At 37.8% G+C, this 19,855-nt stretch carries 18 protein-coding genes; 8 read left to right on the top strand and 10 right to left on the bottom strand.

Going from position 1 to position 19,855, the window contains the following annotated elements; translation table 11 throughout:
- Positions 1–7 precede the first annotated feature (7 nt).
- Entirely contained in the window at positions 8–493 is a 486-nt protein-coding gene (locus tag CKV70_RS02265) for an Rrf2 family transcriptional regulator (RefSeq protein ID WP_009925939.1), read from the top strand.
- Positions 494–578: 85 nt separating this feature from the next.
- Here the strand turns inward: CKV70_RS02265 and inlB are convergent, their stop codons facing one another.
- The 4 genes from inlB to CKV70_RS02245 all read right to left on the bottom strand — a co-directional run bounded on the left by inlB (position 579) and on the right by CKV70_RS02245 (position 6,968).
- Positions 579–2,471, bottom strand: coding sequence for a GW domain-containing class 2 internalin InlB (gene inlB, locus CKV70_RS02260; protein ID WP_014930830.1), 1,893 nt, complete (start codon positions 2,469–2,471; stop codon positions 579–581).
- A gap of 84 nt (positions 2,472–2,555) precedes the next feature.
- Positions 2,556–4,958: a class 1 internalin InlA gene (gene inlA, locus CKV70_RS02255; RefSeq protein WP_014600515.1), complete on the bottom strand. Its 2,403-nt coding sequence runs from the start codon at positions 4,956–4,958 to the stop codon at positions 2,556–2,558.
- A 680-nt stretch (positions 4,959–5,638) separates the two neighbouring features.
- Positions 5,639–6,385 carry an SDR family oxidoreductase gene (locus CKV70_RS02250; RefSeq protein WP_014600514.1) on the bottom strand — a complete coding sequence of 249 codons (747 nt, stop codon included), beginning with the start codon at positions 6,383–6,385 and terminating at the stop codon, positions 5,639–5,641.
- A gap of 13 nt (positions 6,386–6,398) precedes the next feature.
- Complete coding sequence (locus tag CKV70_RS02245; RefSeq protein WP_014600513.1) at positions 6,399–6,968, bottom strand: DapH/DapD/GlmU-related protein; 570 nt, start codon at positions 6,966–6,968, stop codon at positions 6,399–6,401.
- A 117-nt stretch (positions 6,969–7,085) separates the two neighbouring features.
- Between CKV70_RS02245 and CKV70_RS02240 the strand changes: the two genes are divergently transcribed.
- Positions 7,086–7,961 carry a LysR family transcriptional regulator gene (locus CKV70_RS02240; RefSeq protein ID WP_003722980.1) on the top strand — a complete coding sequence of 292 codons (876 nt, stop codon included), beginning with the start codon at positions 7,086–7,088 and terminating at the stop codon, positions 7,959–7,961.
- A 22-nt stretch (positions 7,962–7,983) separates the two neighbouring features.
- Here the strand turns inward: CKV70_RS02240 and CKV70_RS02235 are convergent, their stop codons facing one another.
- The 5 genes from CKV70_RS02235 to CKV70_RS02215 are packed head-to-tail and all read right to left on the bottom strand — an operon-like array spanning position 7,984 to position 14,443.
- On the bottom strand, positions 7,984–10,566 hold the full coding sequence (locus CKV70_RS02235; protein WP_014600512.1) for an alpha-mannosidase: 2,583 nt from the start codon (positions 10,564–10,566) through the stop codon (positions 7,984–7,986).
- A gap of 15 nt (positions 10,567–10,581) precedes the next feature.
- Positions 10,582–11,688, bottom strand: a complete 1,107-nt coding sequence (locus CKV70_RS02230; RefSeq protein WP_014600511.1) for a PTS fructose transporter subunit IIC — start codon at positions 11,686–11,688, stop codon at positions 10,582–10,584.
- A gap of 12 nt (positions 11,689–11,700) precedes the next feature.
- Complete coding sequence (locus CKV70_RS02225; protein ID WP_003722977.1) at positions 11,701–12,021, bottom strand: PTS fructose transporter subunit IIB; 321 nt, start codon at positions 12,019–12,021, stop codon at positions 11,701–11,703.
- Positions 12,018–12,482 (bottom strand): PTS sugar transporter subunit IIA, encoded by a 465-nt coding sequence (locus CKV70_RS02220; RefSeq protein ID WP_012581954.1) that lies wholly within the window; start codon positions 12,480–12,482, stop codon positions 12,018–12,020. The genes CKV70_RS02225 and CKV70_RS02220 overlap by 4 nt, the downstream gene beginning before the upstream one ends.
- Positions 12,482–14,443: a BglG family transcription antiterminator gene (locus CKV70_RS02215; RefSeq protein WP_014600510.1), complete on the bottom strand. Its 1,962-nt coding sequence runs from the start codon at positions 14,441–14,443 to the stop codon at positions 12,482–12,484. The genes CKV70_RS02220 and CKV70_RS02215 overlap by 1 nt, the downstream gene beginning before the upstream one ends.
- Positions 14,444–14,603: 160 nt before the next feature.
- Between CKV70_RS02215 and CKV70_RS02210 the strand changes: the two genes are divergently transcribed.
- The 4 genes from CKV70_RS02210 to CKV70_RS02195 all read left to right on the top strand — a co-directional run bounded on the left by CKV70_RS02210 (position 14,604) and on the right by CKV70_RS02195 (position 17,881).
- Positions 14,604–15,461, top strand: coding sequence for a GRP family sugar transporter (locus CKV70_RS02210; RefSeq protein ID WP_009912760.1), 858 nt, complete (start codon positions 14,604–14,606; stop codon positions 15,459–15,461).
- Positions 15,462–15,651: 190 nt separating this feature from the next.
- Entirely contained in the window at positions 15,652–16,200 is a 549-nt protein-coding gene (locus CKV70_RS02205; RefSeq protein WP_014600509.1) for a sigma-70 family RNA polymerase sigma factor, read from the top strand.
- 2 nt (positions 16,201–16,202) lie between these two features.
- Entirely contained in the window at positions 16,203–16,634 is a 432-nt protein-coding gene (locus tag CKV70_RS02200) for a PadR family transcriptional regulator (RefSeq protein ID WP_014600508.1), read from the top strand.
- Entirely contained in the window at positions 16,631–17,881 is a 1,251-nt protein-coding gene (locus tag CKV70_RS02195) for an FtsW/RodA/SpoVE family cell cycle protein (RefSeq protein WP_014600507.1), read from the top strand. Before CKV70_RS02200 ends, CKV70_RS02195 begins: the two co-directional genes overlap by 4 nt.
- A gap of 51 nt (positions 17,882–17,932) precedes the next feature.
- Here CKV70_RS02195 and CKV70_RS02190 read toward each other — a convergent pair whose 3' ends face one another.
- Complete coding sequence (locus CKV70_RS02190; protein ID WP_003732980.1) at positions 17,933–18,745, bottom strand: Cof-type HAD-IIB family hydrolase; 813 nt, start codon at positions 18,743–18,745, stop codon at positions 17,933–17,935.
- 147 nt (positions 18,746–18,892) lie between these two features.
- Between CKV70_RS02190 and CKV70_RS02185 the strand changes: the two genes are divergently transcribed.
- Positions 18,893–19,447, top strand: coding sequence for a TMEM175 family protein (locus CKV70_RS02185; RefSeq protein ID WP_003722969.1), 555 nt, complete (start codon positions 18,893–18,895; stop codon positions 19,445–19,447).
- Between the two features lie 80 nt (positions 19,448–19,527).
- Positions 19,528–19,827, top strand: coding sequence for a hypothetical protein (locus CKV70_RS02180; protein ID WP_003722968.1), 300 nt, complete (start codon positions 19,528–19,530; stop codon positions 19,825–19,827).
- Positions 19,828–19,855: the final 28 nt, after the last annotated feature.

The raw sequence follows: 19,855 nt of genomic DNA, 5'->3' as shown, positions 1-19,855 counted from the left end.
AGAAAATTTGAAAGGATTGAAAAAAATGAAATACTCTATCCAATTTAGCGATGCTATCCACATTTTGGCTTATATAGAAATTTTTAAAAATACGAATTTGTTATCGAGTGAAATTATTGCTGGTAGCGTAAAAACAAATCCTGCTAACATTAGAAAAATCATGAGTAATTTAAAAAAAGCTGATTTAATTACTACGCAGACTGGCAAAGCAAATCCGATTCTTGCTAGACCACCAGAAGAAATTTCACTGCTTGATGTTTATAAGAGTATAGAAGGCAATACGAATTTAATTCACGTTGATCCAAAAACCAACCCAGACTGCGTTGTCGGAGCCAATATCCAACAAGTTCTTACGAGTAAATACGATCTGCTCCAACAAAAAATAGAATTTGAAATGGAAAAAATTAAATTAGATAGCATTGTTCGTGATATTTCTGTACTTGAAAGCAAAGACAGACCCCAGAATATGGAAATTATCGAAAAGTTTTTGTAAAAATAAGTCTAAAGAAAAAAGAACTGATCCGTTTTCAGCGAATCAGTTCTTTTTTCATGAATTTAAAGTTGTAGCTTTTCGTAGGTTATTTCTGTGCCCTTAAATTAGCTGCTTTCGTCCAACCAATGAAAGTGGAACTAGTCCTTATTCGGTACCAAAGTTGACCTTCGATGGTTGCTTGACAATCAACAATTAACTTTTGATTTTTATACTTGGCTAAAGTACCCCTTTTGACTGGATTATCTGCTACCGGGACTTTATAGTACGATTCGCCAGCTTTATTGGCGCTGACATAACGAGTTAAACGGGTTGGTTTTTCCATACTTTGTTTGTAGAATGTGTTAAGTGCTCGGGTATCGACCCAACCAATTACTTTACCACCAATGCTAAATTGATACCATGTAGTAATTGGCGTTTTGGCTTCGCGCAAGATACGCATATTTTTACCTTGGTAGACCGATAGCTTATTCACGTGTTTAGCGCCGGCTGTGTTGTAGGGTTTTGTCCAAACCGAATTTCCAGACGCATTTCTCACTCTTGCATAAGCGGTAACCCCTTTGTCATATTCCATTTTATCGTATCGGTCTAAGGAAAGGTTTTCCGCTTTAGTCCAGCCAATATTTTTTAACCTGTACCATAATTTTCCGCCATTTCGGGCTTCTCTATCAACAGTTAGAGCTTTACAGCGGTGCGAGGCTAGAGTTCCTTGTTTAAGCGAGTTATCTTCTCGTGGAAGTTTGTAGATGCCTGCATTCCCGCGAATATATTTGACATAGCGGGTTAAGTTGACTGTTTTTTCGGTCGTTTCCGCTTTAAATACTGCGTACAAAGTAAAATCATTTCCGGACATATAATCCGTATTAAAATTCCACTCATGCCCACCATTTTTTTCAGTATACCATCCTTTAAAAACATAGCCTTGTTTGGTCGGAGGTTTAGGTGCAGTTATCCGCGTCCCTGCTTCTACTTTTGTTTTTATTACCGTTCCATCAACATCATAACTTACTGTGTAAACCTCTTTCAGTGGTTGGGTTACTCTCCCATGAAATCTTGCTTTTGCTTTTCCAATAGTGACTGGCTGATAGAAAATAAAACTCACTTCATTTGTAAATTCTGGTAAATGCCATTTAACATTAGGTTTTTCATAATCGCCATCATCACTTATTATTTCTGGAGTCACTAACGACCCATCAGTGTTTTTCACTGTATTCGGAACGACCAAATTAGATTGATGATTAATAGGCTTATTAAGACATTCTTGGCTAAATAATTCTAAAACATCTAGATTTTTAAGTCCTGCTAATGCTCTTAAATCGCTTATGTGATTTTTACTTAAATATAGGTTCTGCAATTTAGTTAAACCTGCAAGTGGCACAATATCACTAATTTGGTTATCTTCGAGAGACAAAGTATCCAGTTTAGTTAAACGTGAAAGAACCGTTATATCCGTTATTTTATTATTTCCCAAATACAAACTTTCCAGCTGTGGTAAATGAACAAGTCCGTTTATATCACTTATACCATTATGCTCCAAAGAAAGTGATTTTAATTTTTTTAGATCCTTGAGCGAACTTAGGTCTTTAATTTTATTTTCGTCTAAAAAAAGCCATCCTAAATTTTTCAAGTTTGTTAAGGGTTTTATATCTGTTAGTTTATTCCCGTTTAAAAATAACTTTGTCACATTGGGTAAATACTGAATTCCTTGAACGGATTTAATATCACTATTATTCGCAATGATTTGATCTATACTATTTAATTCATTTTGTGTCACTGCATCTGTCACACTTTTTTTCTTTAAATTGTCTTTGATTGTTTCTGCAAAAGCATCATCTGGAAAAATTTGCTTGATTGGCGTTGACACGGTGATAGTCTCCGCTTGTACTTTCGCCCCGTTTCCAATAATTATCCATAAACTAAAAATAATAGCTAAACCTGAGATTAAACAATACTTCCTTCTTGGGTTGTGCTTTTCTTTCACACTATCCTCTCCTTGATTCTAGTTATTAAAAAATAAAAAAGCTAGATATAGTCCGAAAACCACATCTAGCTCTTTACACTACTTCTATTTACTAGCACGTGCTTTTTTAGTAAGAGCCATTGCAGTTCCTACTGCTAATAACCCTAACAAAAGGTAGAGCGCATTATCGCTATCGCCAGTTGTAGGGAGTGAAGCTTCTTTTGAATTATAAGGGTCATAAGCGTTCATTGTACTTGTTGTGCTGGCTGAATTCCCAGTTGATGTGTTAGATGTGTCGCTTCCAGGTATATTTGCGGAAGGTGGTGTAGTATTCCCGCCGTTATTTGTTGTAGGCGGTGTGTTCCCTCCAGTTGTTGGTGGTGCCACAGGATTTTTCGTAAATTGAGCGTACAGCGTAATGTCATTTGCTGGCATTTTATCCGTCGCAAAATCCCATTTTTTCCCATCTGTTTTTTCGTCATACCAGCCTTTGAAAGTATATCCGGCTTTCGTTGGTGCCTTTGGTTCTTTTAGAAGTCCTTGATAGTCTACTGCTTGAGTCGTTGATTTTCCATCAACATCAAACGTTGCTGTATAGCTATTGGCGCTATATTGGGCATATAAGGTGATGTTTTTAGCAGGCATTTTGCTAGTTGCGAAATCCCACTTGTCACCACCAGTTTTTGCGTCATACCAGCCTTTGAAAGTATAACCTTCTTTTGTTGGTGGTGTAGGTTCTTGTAACAAGCCTTGATAATCTACTGTTTGAGATGTTGTTACACCGTCATTCTCAAAGGTTGCTGTGTAGCTGTTAATACTAAATTGTGCATATAAATTGATGTCATTTGTCGGCATTTTATCCGTACTGAAATTCCATTTAGTTCCGCCTGTTTGGGCATCAAACCAACCAACAAATGTGTGACCTTCTTTTACGGGCTTAGCTGGTTCAGTCAATAAATTCCCAGCTTCCACTTCTTTGGTTGTTTCTTTGCCGTCCACATGAAACTTAGCATTAAAAATTGCCTTAAGTGGCTGCGTCACGGTTCCACTAAATGTTGTCGTTCCTTTTCCAATAGTGACAGGTTGGCTAAAGGTATAGCTTACTTCATTTGTATAACTAGGTAAGTTCCATGTTATATCCGGTTCTGCGTAACTACCGCCATCGCTAATAGTAGCAGGTGCAATCAAAGCGCCAGTCACATTTTTCACCGTGTTTGGAATGGATACATTTGCTTTGTAGTTTACTGGTGCATTTGTCCATGCTTGATCATTCAACCCTAGTTGGGTGATTCTTGTTAAATTAGCCAATGGTGTAAGATCGCTAATTTGGTTATGCCCAGCTGAAAGCCAATTAATATTGGTTAAGTTCGCAAGTGAGCTTACGTCACTTACCTTGTTATTATAGAAAAATAATCTTTGAAGCTTTGTTAAACTAGAAACTGGGCTTATATCACTTATATTATTAAAGTACAACGTTAAATATGTGAGATTTTTCAGGTTAGAAATTGGGCTAATATCTTCCAGCTGATTTTCATTAAGCTCTAAGTTAGTGAGTGCGGTTAAACCTGCTAGGGGACTGATGTTACTTATTTGGTTAGCTCCAAGTTTTAACTCAGTTAGTTTTGTTAGACCCGACAGTGGTGCTAGATTACTAATTTGGTTATTTGCTAAATCTAAATCTGTAAGGTTTGTTAAACTCGCCAATGTGCCTATATCTTTTAACTGGTTACCATTTAAGGATAATTCGTCCAAATTTGTTAAAATCCCAAGTGGAGTTATATCACTTATTTGGTTGTTAGTAGCGATAAGACTTTCTAAATTGGTTAATTTAGCCAGAACACTAATATCTGACACCTTATTACTTGAAATATCTAGTCGTTCTAGTGTTGTTAAATTAGCTAATGGTTTTAAATCTGTCACTTGATTACCAAAAGATAATTGCTGTAGATTAGTTAAACCTGAAAGCGCACTAATATCACTAATCGTGTTACTAGATAGTTCTAGCCGATTTAAATTTGTTAGATTTTTAAGCGGGTCTATATCTGTTATCTGATTGTTGAACAAAGTCAAACCAGTTAGATTCGTCAAATTAGCTAGCGGAGTTATATCTGCTATTTGATTATTATTCATCAAAATATCAACTAACTTAGTTAAATCTTTAAGTGGCGTTATATCCGTAAGTTGATTATTGCTGAAATTTATTTGTGTTAAATTGTTCAAGTATTCCAATCCATCGATAGATTTTATCCCTAATCTATCCGCCTGAAGCGTTGTAACTTGGTCTAGATCTGTTTGCGAGACCGTGTCTGTTACATTCGTTTTTCCTAAGACCGTCTTCATTTTTTCCGCTAGAGCTGCGTCTGTAAAAATCTGATTAATAGGAGTATCTTGTGTAATTGTAGCTGCCTGAGCATTTGTCCCGTTGCTCGTGTTAATCCATACTCCACTGCCAAATACTAATATTGCTACTAGTATACTTTTCAACCATACATATCGTTTTTTTCTCACTATATACACTCCTTTTTCAATAGTTAGAAACAATATCAGGTTTCGTTGTATAGGATTTTCTCCTGCATCCGAAAAATCATGTCTGCTTAATTTATTAAATTATGCTCCCCATAAATTGTTCCTATGGTATTTAGTAGCTAATCTGTCTACGGAGCCGTTTAGTGATATCCTTCATCTCGTTCGTTCCAGCACATTTTTCCTATATATAATATTTTTATGTATTTCACTATCGAAGCTTAATAGGAATTCAATCATGCAAATCATTTTATGTTGATATCACACGTGTCATTCCACCTTTTAAAATGGTCTATTATTGACGAATTCAAGCCCCGCACTCTTACCGCCAAAACTCTCTTTTTTCACTTCTTCTATATCATCACCCCTTTCAAAGCCCATTAAATAATAATAACTATTTTTCCAAAAAAAAGAATTAACTTATGTTATCCTCTACCCTTTATGTTCAAAATAACACATAAGGGTGTGAGAATTTTTGTTAAAAAGCATGTCACTCCCAAAGAAACAGCTACAATAATCTCTAAAACACCATAAAACTATTTTTCTGAGAAGAACTAGTAAATATACAATTATTCATTTACTTATCTTACATTAATTTTTTATCAATCCTTAGCACTATAAAAAAACCTTGAACCAATCTTTTATCAGTTCAAGGTTTTTTCCATTTACCACGGTTGGCTCGTTGGTCCGACAGTGAATTCGTTTACGTTGACGTCTTCGGGTTGATCAATGGCATAGGCGACGATGCTTGCGATTCGGTCTGGTGTGATACCATATTGTTTGTATAAGCTCGTCATTCCTTGTTCGGTTTCTTTATCCGTAATTGTTTCTAGTAATTCCGTATTGATAGCAGCTGGATAAATGGTCGCTGTGCGAATATTGGTACCTTCTTGGGCTGACTCCATTCGTAAAACTTCCATTAAATCGCGGACTGCCCATTTAGTCGCGCCATATACTGCGCCGCCGGGATATGCTTTTAAGCCTGCAACAGATGAAGTGGCGATGATATGACCTGATTTTTGGGCGATGAAAGAAGGCAGAACAGCCGCAATTCCATTTAGTACGCCTTTAATATTAATATCAATCATTTGCTCCCATTCATCTTCTTTTAAAGCCGATAATGGCGAATTTGGCATGATTCCCGCATTTAAAAAGATGGCATCTACTTTTCCGTATCTTTCAATGGCTAACTCTACTAATTTCTTATTATCTTCGCGTTTCGTTACATCCGTTTTGGCAAAAATTGCTTCACCTGAATTTGCTTTAATGATTTGAACAATTTTTTCCAGTTTTTCTACGCGACGGGCAGCAAGAACTAATTTCGCTCCTTTTTCAGCCAAAAGTAGAGCTGTTGCTTTACCAATGCCAGATGATGCTCCGGTTATAATAATTACTTTATTTTTGATTGTCATTTGCTATCTCTCCTTATTCCTCAATAATTTTACGAATTTGTTTGGCTGGGCTTCCCGCGACGATGACGTTAGGTGGGACATCTTTTGTAACGGTAGCATCTGCAGCAACGATGGCATTTTCGCCGATTGTTACACCTGATAATATCGTTGTGTTTGCGCCAATCCAGGCGTTTTTCTTCACACAAATCGGCGCTACCCGTAGTCCCCGTCTTTTTTTAGGGCTTACTAAGTGGTTGACCGTGACAAGCCTTGCTCCTGGGCCAATTAAAACGTTATCTTCAATGGTAATCCCTCCCAAATCCACGAAAGTAACATTTAAATTGATAAAGATATTTTTACCAAAAGTAATATGTTTTCCGAAGTCACTGTAAAAAGGAAGGGAGACATCGACTGACGGATCGACTGGTTTTCCGGTAATGTCACTGAGATATTTGGTCACTTCTTTTTTTGTGTGGTACTTGGTGTTTAGTTCGATGATAAGTTGTTCATTGTTTTGCTTTACTTCGTGAATTTCGTCTAACAAATCTGACCCATGAAGAATTTCTTGGCCGACTAGCCTATTCTGTAAATCTTGTTCTATCATCTGCTTTCCCCCCTTAAAATCTTTTACTATTTAATTATAGCGAGAGAAGTTATAATTGAATAATACTTATAAAGTATATCCAACTATTCTTTTAAGTTATAGGAAAGGAAGGTTCTAATGGAGCTTCGTGTGTTGAATTATTTTTTAACTGTTGCACGTGAAAAAACGATTAGTAGAGCTGCTGATGTACTTCATCTTTCTCAACCAACACTTTCTAAACAATTGAAAGAACTCGAGGAAGAATTAGGGGTAACTTTATTTATTCGTGGAAATAGGTCTATTACGTTGACGGAGGATGGGCTTTATTTAGCGAATCGTGGGAAAGAAATTTTATCTTTAGTGGAGTTGACTACTTCGAATTTGCTGCAGAATGAGACGATTAGCGGAAAAATAATGATTGGTGCTGCTGAAACAAGAGGATTTGAATTTATCGGTAGCCTGTTACATGAACTCAGAGAGAAACATCCCGACATTACTTTTCAATTGCATAGCGGCAATGCAGATGACGTTTTAGAAAAAATTGAGCACGGGTTACTGGATTTTGGTTTGGTAATTAATCCTGTGGAAAAACTACAATATGACTATTTACCACTTACTATAGAAGATACTTGGGGGATTTTAGTCAATACAAAACATCCTTTAGCGAAAAAAACGGTTGTAACTCCTAGTGATATAGAAACTAATCCGATTGTCGTTTCAAACCAGTCTTTCATTGATAATCAGCTAGCTAGTTGGCTTGGAGGGCATTTTGAACAATTGAATGTTATTGGTAGATATAATTTACTTTATAACGCTTCTTTGCTCGCTAAGGAGAACATCGCAAGTATTCTTTGTATTGACGGTATTATCAATACGGAAAATACTAACTTGAAGTTTATTCCCTTTTCGCCACCTTTAACTGCTGGTCTAAGTATTGTGTGGAAAAAGAATCAGACTTTCTCCAGTGCCTCGAAAGAATTTTTACGCCTAATACAAAAAACTTGCTCAAAATAAATCCTTTGAGCAAGTTTTCTTTTTATATATCTAATCGTAATGTGACAGCGCCGTATGCTGGAATTGTGTTGTTGTCATTTCCGACAACTTCTTCAATAGCATTCACATACTCAAATGACATATCCGGGAATGCCAACTTTTGTGGTGTATTAGTTGGGTTTTCCAGGCGGATGATGTATTTATCTGCTGTGTAGTAGGACGGGTGGCACGCCGACACTAAGTATTCTTTCGGCAAATTCAGCATAGCTAATGTTTGTTTTGCGCCTAATTTCCGTTCCGTTTTTTGAATTTTGTTATCCAAGCGATGTAAAAAGTGATTGAACGGTTGGCGTTGATAGGATACGTTTGCTTGATTAAACGTTTTTGTTCGTTCAGCTGTTTTATGCTCATCGAAGGCTTGATCCCCAAGATAGATGGCGAGTCTGAATTGATGTTTGCCAAGTAATTGCGCACCTTCTGTTTCTATAAGCACATGACCTTTTTTCGTTGTGTCGCCTGATGCCCGGCCTGGCCGGTAAGCTAAGTCAGGTTTTCCAAGTTGACCGGTTGTCGCGAGTAATGTCAGTGCTAAATCTTGATCCAACTGTTGGTATTCTTTGACGCCACATGTGAAAACTGTACAACTTGCCGTTTCATTTGTTAATGTCACGCTTTGTTCCAGTGGTTCGATATCGATTGGCATTTCGCTATATGTTTCTTGCCAATTTGCTGGTACAACTGGTTTTCTCTCGATATATCCGAATGGCAGTGAGGCGATGTTATAGTCTGTTTTCACACCTGTGTTTACTTTTAAGCGTAAGCGGTGATTTTTAATTTGGTTCTCTACTTCCACTTTAACATCCAGTAGTTCGCTACCTTTTTTCACCTCTAAAATGAGTTTGATTTGCAGGTCGCCGTGCCCTTCTTTCGTCAAACGATCAAGTGGGAAATCGCTTTTTCCAGTTAAAATTAAACGTTCGACTTCACTCGATTTCTCTGTATTTGTTGCGGAAAAAGTGAATAGTTCTGCTACATCGCCAGCTAGTGGCGAATAATCATACGTATCACCTGCGTTCACGTCATCCTCTAGCGTAATGAAAGAAGTCAGGCGTTCGCCGTTTGGTTTTTGAAGCAAAATTTCCCCATCTTGGAAAGTGATTTTATACGATTCATTTTGGATGGTGGCATTGTTAGAAGCAACCATCCCATCCAGTTCGCGGTCATTTTCTTCAAAAGCAATCACGCGGTAACCTAGGCCTGGAAGCTCCACTTTCACGCGCACTTGAAGCACATAGTAGCCAGGTTCTTCAATAAATCGGTTCCCAGCTGGTGTTTCTTCTAGCACATTTTCACGAGATGGAATAAATTCTTCTTGAACAATCGTCGCGTCCGGAAATGCGGGGAAATGAATTTTTTTATGCTCGGTTACTACTTGTATTTCTTTAAATCTATCAAAATCATGTAAATCCGTGTTAAAAATGATAATTTCATTCGCTGCAAGTGCCAAATCATCGGCAATTTTCTTCACAATCGTGTTTTCGATACTATCACACAGTTCATCGGCTTCTTTCATCCGGTGCAAAATATCTTCGGCAACAGGATCAGAAACGCATCCCGCCAAGCTGTCATGAGCTTGACCTTCAAGCAATTTTTTCCATGTGTACATTAGTAAACGCTCGCTGATGGAAATACCGGATGCCTTAGCAATCACAAGCAACGGCTCAATCCGTGTTAACAGTTTTTGCTCGAGTGACGCGCTTTTCAGCTTAATATTCATTCGGCTGGAGCCAATAGTTTTATGCACGCGTGCCAGCACTGGGCTTCTAAATTCGCCGCGATATTTCTCTAAATCGGGCAACTCTCTTACATATTGAATAAAATCTTGATAGGTGCTAAGTTGATAATCATGGCGCCCCATTTTGTTAATTTCTGCCAGTTTTTCCGCAAAATTGCTAATAATATTCAGTTGATCATTCCCAGATGGAATTAATACTTCTGTCGTTTTGCTATATTTTTCAATAAAATCAATCGCTGGATCAAGGCGTCCATCCACATATGCAGACGTTGGTTCAAGGAGCATCCCTGTGCCGTAACCTTGTGGCATGTTAATCGCATAGATAGACGCTTCTTCGCCAAGTCCTTGCCATTTAAAATACGGAGATGCAACATGTTCACCAAGATGAATTCCGCGCCAGAAAATCACATTATCAAATCCAGCATGTTCTAGTAAAGTCGGCATTTGGGCATTAAAACCAAATGTATCTGGCAAATAACCAATTTTCATATAGTCGCCGTATTTTTTACTATCAAAAATCCCAATCATCGCATTGCGCAAAATCGACTCACCATGCGCAAAAAAGGCATCTGTTTGCGTAAACCACGGTCCAATGAAAAGTTGTTTATCCGCAATTAATTGCTTAATATCCGCTAATTTTTCCGGATACAGTGCGACATAATCATCTAAAATCGACAGTTGCCCATCAAGTACAAAGTTTGCTTCTGGGTGCTTTTTTAATTCGTCAATTACTTCTGTAAAAAGTTGTTCACTTAGAACCAGTGCATCGGCCGAGGTGAAATACCACTCTCGGTCCCAATGCGTATGGTTCACAATATGTGCTTTAACCATAGTTACCTCCGTTTTTTAAGCTTCCCATTCTGCTTCGTCAATTTCGTCATCATAGCTTGAACCAACCATTTCTTCGCCTGCACTTGCTTTACGTAAAGCGACTGACATACCCGCAACGATTAGCGTCCCAACTGCAATTGCTAAAATATAAACTGGCCAATTTTCTACAGTGAACCAGCCATAAAAACCACTGATTGGCGCTTGGTTAATTGCGCCAAGACCTACAGCAAGCGCACCGCCGACAGCAGAACCAAGAACCGTAGCCGGAATAACTTTAAGTGGAGATTCTACGGCGAAAGGAATTGCCCCTTCACTAATCCCAACAAGCCCCATAATAAGCGAGGATTTCCCTGCTTCACGCATTTCTGTATTGTATTTACGTTTCGCGATTAATGTAGCTAAACCAAGTCCAAGTGGTGGGATAATGATTGCTACTTGCGCCGCGGTATTCGGTGCATAAATTCCACTTGTCAAAAGCGCCATCGCTGTTGTTACAGCTGCTTTATTTACCGGTCCGCCTAAGTCAAAACCAACCATCGCGCCGATAATAGCCGCCATCATAATTTGGTTCGATCCAGACATACCATTTAGCCAATTTTCAAGGGCTGTATTTAAATCTGCAAAAGGAATACCAACCACATAATTAATAATAAGAACGGTAATAAGTGTGCCAAAAACTGGTACTAAAAATACTGGTACAATTGAAGCCGCCGCTTTTGGCAGTTTCACGTATTTTTTAATCAATAGACATGTATAACCAGCGATTAAACCAGCTGCCAGTGCCCCAAGGAAACCAGCGCCGATATCACGTGCCAGTAAACCACCAACAAGACCTGGTGCCAATGCTAATTTGTCCGAAATGGAATATCCGATAAATGCTGCAATAACCGGGAACATCATTCCTAGCGCCAATCCACCAAAACCATCTAAACTATGCAGTAGTGAAATTAAGCTATTCGCACTATCTGCGTATTTCGCATCCCAAATATCTGTAATTCCGAAAAACGAACCACCAACCCGAGCAATCGCCATAATTACGGCGCCTGCAATAACGAGCGGAATCATATATGAAATACCTGTTAAAACGTGTTTTTTCAGTTCACTCCCAATTTTTCTGAACATGGTAGATCCTCCTTATTTTTCGTCAATTAACGCAAGTGCTGCGTTGATTACTTTTTCTGCATCTTTAATCGGTGCGCTTACTGGAACTTCCAGCACGACTTTACCGTCAAAACGTTCTTTGTTACGAACTTTTGTATCTACTGCGAAAATAACTACTTCGCCGATATTTACATCTTTTTCCGTTAATTCATTTTCAATTCCTGTCGCGCCTTGTGTTTCTACTTTGATAAGATTGCCCATTTTTTTCGCGCCTTTTTTAAGTGCTTGTGCTGCCATATATGTGTGCGCCACTCCTGTCGCACATGCGGTTACTGCGATAATTTTACGTTTCATATCTCTACTACGCCTCCATTTAAAATTCGAATAACTTCTTCTTCGTCTCTTGTATTTTTTAAATTTTCGACAATATCATCGTCCATTAGTTTCGTTGCAATTTCAGCAAGGATTTTTAAATGACCGTCTGTTTTGTCGGAATCCGTAATTGCCAGTAAGAAAATCATGTTTACTGGTTCGTCATCAAGCGATTCCCATTCAATCATTTCTTTCGTTCTTGCAAAAACGATGGCCGATTTTGTGACACTTTCACTTTTTCCGTGTGGGATAGCAATGTTATTACCTATTCCAGTAGTTGAATGTGCTTCACGATCCAAAACTGCTCGGACATAAGTCGCTTTATCCGCTAAAATACCACGTTCATCTAGCAGTTCTGCCATTTCTTCAATTGCTGCTTCTTTGGTTGCCGCTTCTAAATCAAAAACGACTAATTCTTTAGTTAAAATATCTTTTACTTCCATTACATCCCATCCTTTAACAAATGCTCATAAATTTCTGCGGCACTTTTTAGTTGCGTCAGCTTTTCTAGCCATTTTTTATTATCAATATATTTATAAAACTGTTCGTACATTGCGTCTAAATTAATACCATTTTGTTCTGTCAAAGCGATAAAAAAGATTTTATCCACATCGACCAAGCCCCATTTCACTGGGTGTTTCAGCGTCGCGATAGCAATGCGCGATTCATTGATTAGCGCTGGTTCTGCGTGCGGTGTCGCCATTTCTTCAAAAGAAGTGAACGATAAGGCTTCTCTTTTCAGCGCACTTTCCACGATGCCAGGCTTAGCAATACCCTGCTCCACCAATTTGTCGCCAATTTCCGCAATCGCTTCTTCCATCGTCGCAACATCCAACTTCGCAAAAATGGTTTTTGGCTTAATTAAATCAACGAATGGTTGGCTGCGTTTCTTTTTCTTGCGTCTTGTTCGTTCGATTTGGCTTTCGACTTGTTGTAAATCCGCTTTACTCATCATCGGGCTTACAACAATGCTTGGAATATCCTCTAGTTCAAGGTAGATTGTGCTAATGACTAGATCCACATCAACTTCGGTTTCCATTAACGCCTGAACGGATAATATTTTTTCAATCGTAATCATTGGAAAATATTTTTTAATTCTAGCTGCGAGTAATCTGGATGAACCAAGCCCTGTACTGCATACAAGTACCACTCGAATTTGGTCGGGGAAAGAGCGACTTCTTTCTTTGTATGCTTCAAAATGTAGCGCAATATACGCCGTTTCATCTTCGTTCACTTGCACATCGTACTTTTGTTCAAATTTTGCTTTAAAGTAAAGCGCTTCTTCAAACGCTTGGGGAAAGTTTTGCTTAATTTTGCTAAGATACGGATTTTTAAAATGCATACCAAGTTTTAAGCGGTTAATGGCGGATTTCATATGCGTCGTCAGGTCTTCCAGCAAGCCCTTATCATAATTCCCTTCCGCTAAACATCTACTGACAAAATCAGCGACATCGTCCTCTTGTGGTGGAGTATTAACGAGCAGTTCATCATGTTGTTGATTATAAGCAGCCGTTAAATGAAGCTGAATATAGCCAACTTCGAATGCTGGAATTTTGATATCCAGACGTTCTTCTAACATGCCAACAAGAATTTCCGTGTTGTTGCGCTGTGACTCAAACACATCTTTCATCGGATCGCTCTCAACGTTTTCCACATACTCGCCTTCGCGAATTCGCTCTACCGCAATCGCAAGGTGAATCACAATTGACTGAAACGCATAATCGGTAAAAGTAAAATCATGACGCTCGCTGAATTCTTGAACAATCGCAATGATTTCTTTCAAGCCTTCTTCCGGAAAAATCCCAGTAACATCGGCCTGAATCGTATCGAATGCTTGGAGCACTTTTTCGCCTTCTTGCTTTAAATACCAGTTGTTACCCCAAAAATTAGTAATGAATTTCGATGTTAAGGCACGTTTTTCTCGTTCACTAATCAGCAACTTCATACCTTTACTAGGTTTCTTATACAAAGTGATGCCTTCTTTTTCCAGCATTTTTGTCACTTCAACCATATTTTTCTCAATCGTGCCCCGACTAATGTAAAGTTCGTCTGCAAGTTGATGAATCGTGATATAATCATCTGCTTTAAGCAATTTACTAAAAATGTAGATAACCCGCTCTTCTTTCGTTGATGGGATTTGGCTGACTTGGTTATCTAGGAATCGGCTAACTTCGGCAAAAGCCTTGTTATCGCCTTCAATGTACACACCGATTTTTGGTTTACGGACAACCGTCATATCAAAGTCCTTTAGAAAAATATCGATTTCCTTCAGTGAATTTGAGACAGTTTTTTCTGAAAGTCCGAGATGATTCGCGATAGTTCCAACACGTGTTTGACCTGTCTTCATTAGAAACTGAATGATATTTTTTTCGCGATTTGCAATCATTTTCGTTACCGCTTTCATTTTTAATTTTCCTTTCCCTACGCTTATTCTATTACAAAGACTCATCCCCAGAAAACTACGAAAATTACCGCATTGAATACCGTAATTTTGGGATATTGCTGTTCATTTTGGAGAATGGTAGATTTAAATAGCACCACTAACCTAGAAAGGAAGCTTATTTATGTCTATTTATCTTATTGCGTTACTCCCTGTTCTTGGGTGGGGATTTATGCCGATAATTGCGAACTTACGAAAAAGCACCCCCGAGGAACAACTACTGGGGACATCGATTAGTGCGCTATTATTTGCTCTCATTTTATTCTGGATTTTATCACCAGAAATAACGGTTCTTTCTTTTATTGTGAGTTTTATTTCAGGTATCTTTTGGAGTTTTGGGCAATTACTACAGTTTAAAGGGATTGCGGCTTCCAGTGTAGCGAAGGCAATGCCAATTTCAAACGGTACTCAGCTAGTTGGCGCAACGCTTTTCGCAGTCCTCGTATTTCGCGAATGGCAAACTGTTACGGCTGTCATCATCGGAGTTGTTGCAGTAATTTTAATCTTGATTGGGGTGGTAATGACCGGGTTTCAAAAACGCGGGAATCATATCACGGAGTCGGTTTCATTTCATGTCTACGGTATCGTTATTCTATCTTCTTTCTTTTTAACGCTTTACGTAGTAACAAACCAGCTTTTTGATGTCACTGGCTTTTCTATCATTTTACCACAAGCAATCGGGATGCTGACATGCGCCATTGGTATTAACTTAGCGAAAAAGACTGCTATTTCCCGAAAAAATGTTACATTTAACTTAATGACCGGATTATCGTGGTCAATCGCCAATTTAGGCATGTTCTTAGCGACTGCTGTACTCGGTGTCGCAACGAGCTTCTCGATTTCACAAGCCTGCGTTATCGTCGCAACAATCGGCGGCATCCTCATTTTCAAACAGAAAAAAAGCCCGCTGGAATGGACCTTTATCCTTTCTGGAATACTGTTAATTATGGTCGGCGTCGTATTCCTTAGTTTATTAAAATAGAACAAACCAAAGACTGTAGAGCAATCATTTTGTTTACAGTCTTTTTTTTATTGCACATTTTCAACAGATAGTTAATACTTTATAAGATGACTATCTCTACTTTGAGGTAGATAATATGATATAAATAAAATTTTTCCAAACCAAAATGATGCTTGCTTCGTCTAATATTGCAGAAGAGGGTGAAACTTAAATGACTGAACTTGAGGAAATAGGAATTCATATTAATAGCATAGAAAATACCGAACAAATAATCAGCCAATTAATGGATAACTACAGTGATGATGTACTGCATCTAGTTTTTTCTTATGTAAAGAATCGAACGACAGCGGAAGATTTAACGCAAGAGATATTTATTAAATGCTATGAAAAACTTGGTCAGTTTAATAATAAGTCATCCATAAAAACGTGGCTATATCGAATTGCTATTAATCATTGCAAAGATTACTTGGGTAGTTGGCATTATCGCAAACTAAATTTCAACGATAAAATTTGGGACTATCTCCCGTCCAAGTCAAAACATGTTGAAGAAGAAATTATCTCAAAAGATGTAGCAAACAGCTTAATGAGCGCTGTTATGGATTTACCAGTAAAGTACAGGGAAGTTGTTTTCTTACATTACTACGAAGAACTTTCCTTAGCAAATATTAGTACGATCACTGGTGTAAATAGCAATACATTAAAAACCAGGTTAAAACAAGCCAGAGAATTATTAAAGAATAAGATGAAAAAGGAGGTTTAATCATGGACGATCCATTCTATAACTTAAAGGATTCTATAAAAAAAGATTTTGAGGGTTTTTCTTTTTCCGAAGAGAGAAAAAATGCAGTAAAAGAAACAATCCGCAAGAAACAATCACACTTAGAACTTCATTCTTGGAAAATAGAAACACTTCAAAACATATTAGATGCACTGCAAGACGAAGCAAAGCATGGGTACGAAATTTCCACCCAACTATTTCAAAAAAATGAACTTAGCTTTAAAAACAATGAAGGTCAGCTTTATATTCTGTTACATCTACTTGAAAACAAAAAAATCCTATCATCAAAATGGATAGAAGGTAAGAAATATTATTCCCTAACTGCGAAAGGGAAAAAATTTGTAGCAACTTTTGAACTAAGAGGCTCTAAGCAACACGGATCACTGAAAAATTTAATTGAGGAGGCTTCTTTATGAGTTCTTCTACATTTGAAGAATATTTAGGTAAAGTTATAGCTAATGTAAAATCCAAACAAGCCCACAGTATGATAAAAAAAGAGCTTAGTAATCATCTGGAAGAGCTAAGTCACTCCTTTCAAAAAAGAGGATTATCTATAGAGGATGCGAATAAAAAGGCGATGCAGGAAATGGGAGATCCCTCGACTGTTGGCAGAAACATGAATCAGCTTCATAAACCAAGAATGGATTGGCTCCTTATTGCGTTATTTATCCTACTTGCGGGTATTAGTTTTCTTCCAATAATAGGTGATGTAGTAGCATCTAATTCTTCATTCATGAAAAAACAAATTGTCTGGCTCGCCATTGCCGTTCTTGCTCTGATAGGATTTCTTTTCTTTGATTATAGAAAACTAAAAGATTTGTGGATGTATTTTTACGCGGCTGCCTTGATCCTATTTTTCACAACTTTTTTAGTTGGCATTCCGCTTACTGGAGGAGGAAGATGGATGTCTCTCTGGGGTATTGCGATTGATAGTCCAGCTATCTCCTTATTTTTATTCTTCATCGCATGGGCTGGTATTTTTACCAAAGCTAATGCGTTTAAAGGATGGAAAAAACAAGTAGTGCTATTAATCCTATTTTGGGTCCCAGTCATTTCTTACATCATAATTAACCGATTTGTGTTTAGTATTATGTACTTCTTATGTGTATTAGTGATGTATATTTTTTATTATCGTCATAATCGATTTGCCATTAAAGTAGCACTGGGTAATTTGCTTGTAGGTGTTATCTTCATTAGTACGATGATTCTTAAATACCCTAGTAGCTATCTCCCTGATACAAGCATACCTTTGAAAGATATTCTTTCAAAAGCTGGTTGGTTCGGCAAGGGACTTCACAACAATCTAATACTCCCTGAAGCACATACAGATTTTGTCTTCCCATTTCTCGTCTATTCTCTTGGCTGGGTATTCGGAATTTTCCTTTGCCTACTACTGGTTGTATTTATATTGCGGATTTCACGAAATGCTTTTAAAACAAAGGATTTATTCGGCAGATTATTAACAATCGGAGGGGCTGTATTATTTACCGTTCCAGCTTGTTGGAACATCCTTATGGGGCTTGGAATAGTCCCAATCATGGTAGTACCTCTACCATTTATCAGCTACGGGGGAAGCATGTTACTAGTTTACGCTGCACTACTCGGTCTTATTCTAAATGTTTACCGACGAAAGGATATTGTAGAGTCTACACTGGTTAATTAATTTAGTGTATAACCGACATGTTTACCACTTTCGAAAAAGCCAAAGATCGGATCAAAATCTTTGGCTTTTTTTCATGTATTCCTCTATCACCTGTAACACGCCCGCCTCCTTATTAGAAGGAGCCACATGTTTCGCGGCAGCAAGAACTTCTGGACTACTTTCTAGCATTGCATAACTATTTGAAGTTAGTTGCAACATTTCGATATCATTATTCGCATCACCAAAAGCTAACAAATCTTCTGGCGCCACTTGCCATTCATTCAAAAGTTGCTGAATCGCGTTCCCTTTCGTCACACCCGGAATAATAATATCAATGCTCCCATGCCCACTCGACACAGCGCGAATTTCGCCAACAAACGTTTGATTCAAATCCTCGACAATTTGCCCTGTTTTAGCCACTTCTACATCAAGCGCAAATTTGATAAACGTATCATCCGGAAGCACATCGAATGACTCCACCTCTTGTAACTCAAAATAGTACTTTTTCGCAAATGCTTTAAAATCTGGATCGGCGGCTTTTAATAAATACGCGCTCTTCACCCCACAAAGAATCACTTGCAAATCATGATAATCTTGAATCAACGTCCGCAAAATCTTTTGAACTAATCTTTCATCAAAACGATTCACACTCCGAAGTTCTCCTTGATGAAAAATAACCGCCCCATTTTCAGCCACATAAAAAAGCTCCTCATCCTTGCCAGGAAAAAATGATTTAAGCTGATAATATTGATTGCCGCTCGCAACAATAAATTTAATCCCACGCTTCATTAATTCTGCATAAATCTTCTCAAACCTAGCACGATCATATTCACCATTTCCATCTAAAAAAGTCCCATCCATATCTACAGAAATCGCTCTAATCATCTGTTTAAACTCCTTTTAAAGTTAATTTTATTCTATTATATCAGATTTTTTTCGCGCCACATTGCTACTGCTTGTTTGCTTATAAAATATGCTATACTATATTAACCCATATCATAAAAAACAAGACACGAAAGGAGGGGCCAAACATTGTCAAAAGGAAGATTAGAAGCATTTAGTGATGGTGTATTTGCAATTATAATTACGATAATTGTTTTAGGAATGACTTTACCGGATGTATTTACCGCAGCTAGCACACAAGCATTCTTATGGGAAATTTTTATATTTATCGAAGGCGGATTAATCATCGGACAATTTTGGTATTCACATAGCAGGCTGTTCGATCAAGTCACATTCATTTCCACATCTGCCGTCTTATTTAATATTTTATTTTTACTAGTTTTATCACTTATTCCATTATTTACAAGAGCAATCATGCAACATCCAGATATGACCGCACCAATTATTGGGTTTGTTATTACTATTTTGATTACTTCGGTGATATTCCAATTATTGCATCACGCTGTAAATGGAAAAGATTCAGGTATCGACAATTGGAAGTTTCGAATCTCTAGTTTCATATTTGTTATTGCACTTGGTATTATCAGTTTCTTCGCTCCACAAATATCCACCATTTTATTTATTATTTTCCCAATCGCTGGTTGGATTATTCAACTCACAAACCGCCGTCAGCCTCCAAAATAAAAAAAGTCAGCGAAAAATTTCGTTGACTTCGCTTTACTATTTTGTTATTCTGGCACTAACAACAAGAAAGGAGCATAACTATGAGAAGCCTGGATGCAGTAGAAATACTCAGACGTGGCGAAACCATTGAGCGTTATAAAGAAGGCGGAAATTCGATGTTACCTTTGATTAAATCGATGCAACCTGTTCGTTTAGAACCGATTGGCATGAGAGAACTCAAAGTCAACGATATCGTATTTTGCAAAGTTCGCGGTAGCTTTTTTACACATAAAATCAGTAAAATCCGCGGTAAGCAATATCAAATTTCTAATAATCACAAACACGTGAATGGTTGGATTACACGTAATAGTATTTATGGCATTGTCACCAAAATTTGGTAAATGCTAGGTAACATGCAACGAAAAAGTT

The organism is Listeria monocytogenes (genome assembly GCF_900187225.1).
Classification (GTDB): Bacteria; Bacillota; Bacilli; order Lactobacillales; family Listeriaceae; genus Listeria; species Listeria monocytogenes.
This window is presented reverse-complemented; position numbering and strand designations above follow the sequence as displayed.

Bases quoted from the DNA above. Each gene is read 5' to 3' on its own strand.
- CKV70_RS02250 (WP_014600514.1), bottom strand. From the start codon at position 6,385: ATGACAATCAAAAATAAAGTAATTATTATAACCGGAGCATCATCTGGC.
- CKV70_RS02245 (WP_014600513.1), bottom strand. From the start codon at position 6,968: ATGATAGAACAAGATTTACAGAATAGGCTAGTCGGCCAAGAAATTCTT.
- CKV70_RS02240 (WP_003722980.1), top strand. From the start codon at position 7,086: ATGGAGCTTCGTGTGTTGAATTATTTTTTAACTGTTGCACGTGAAAAA.
- CKV70_RS02235 (WP_014600512.1), bottom strand. From the start codon at position 10,566: ATGGTTAAAGCACATATTGTGAACCATACGCATTGGGACCGAGAGTGG.
- CKV70_RS02230 (WP_014600511.1), bottom strand. From the start codon at position 11,688: ATGTTCAGAAAAATTGGGAGTGAACTGAAAAAACACGTTTTAACAGGT.
- CKV70_RS02225 (WP_003722977.1), bottom strand. From the start codon at position 12,021: ATGAAACGTAAAATTATCGCAGTAACCGCATGTGCGACAGGAGTGGCG.
- CKV70_RS02220 (WP_012581954.1), bottom strand. From the start codon at position 12,482: ATGGAAGTAAAAGATATTTTAACTAAAGAATTAGTCGTTTTTGATTTA.
- CKV70_RS02215 (WP_014600510.1), bottom strand. From the start codon at position 14,443: ATGAAAGCGGTAACGAAAATGATTGCAAATCGCGAAAAAAATATCATT.
- CKV70_RS02210 (WP_009912760.1), top strand. From the start codon at position 14,604: ATGTCTATTTATCTTATTGCGTTACTCCCTGTTCTTGGGTGGGGATTT.
- CKV70_RS02205 (WP_014600509.1), top strand. From the start codon at position 15,652: ATGACTGAACTTGAGGAAATAGGAATTCATATTAATAGCATAGAAAAT.
- CKV70_RS02200 (WP_014600508.1), top strand. From the start codon at position 16,203: ATGGACGATCCATTCTATAACTTAAAGGATTCTATAAAAAAAGATTTT.
- CKV70_RS02195 (WP_014600507.1), top strand. From the start codon at position 16,631: ATGAGTTCTTCTACATTTGAAGAATATTTAGGTAAAGTTATAGCTAAT.
- CKV70_RS02190 (WP_003732980.1), bottom strand. From the start codon at position 18,745: ATGATTAGAGCGATTTCTGTAGATATGGATGGGACTTTTTTAGATGGA.
- CKV70_RS02180 (WP_003722968.1), top strand. From the start codon at position 19,528: ATGAGAAGCCTGGATGCAGTAGAAATACTCAGACGTGGCGAAACCATT.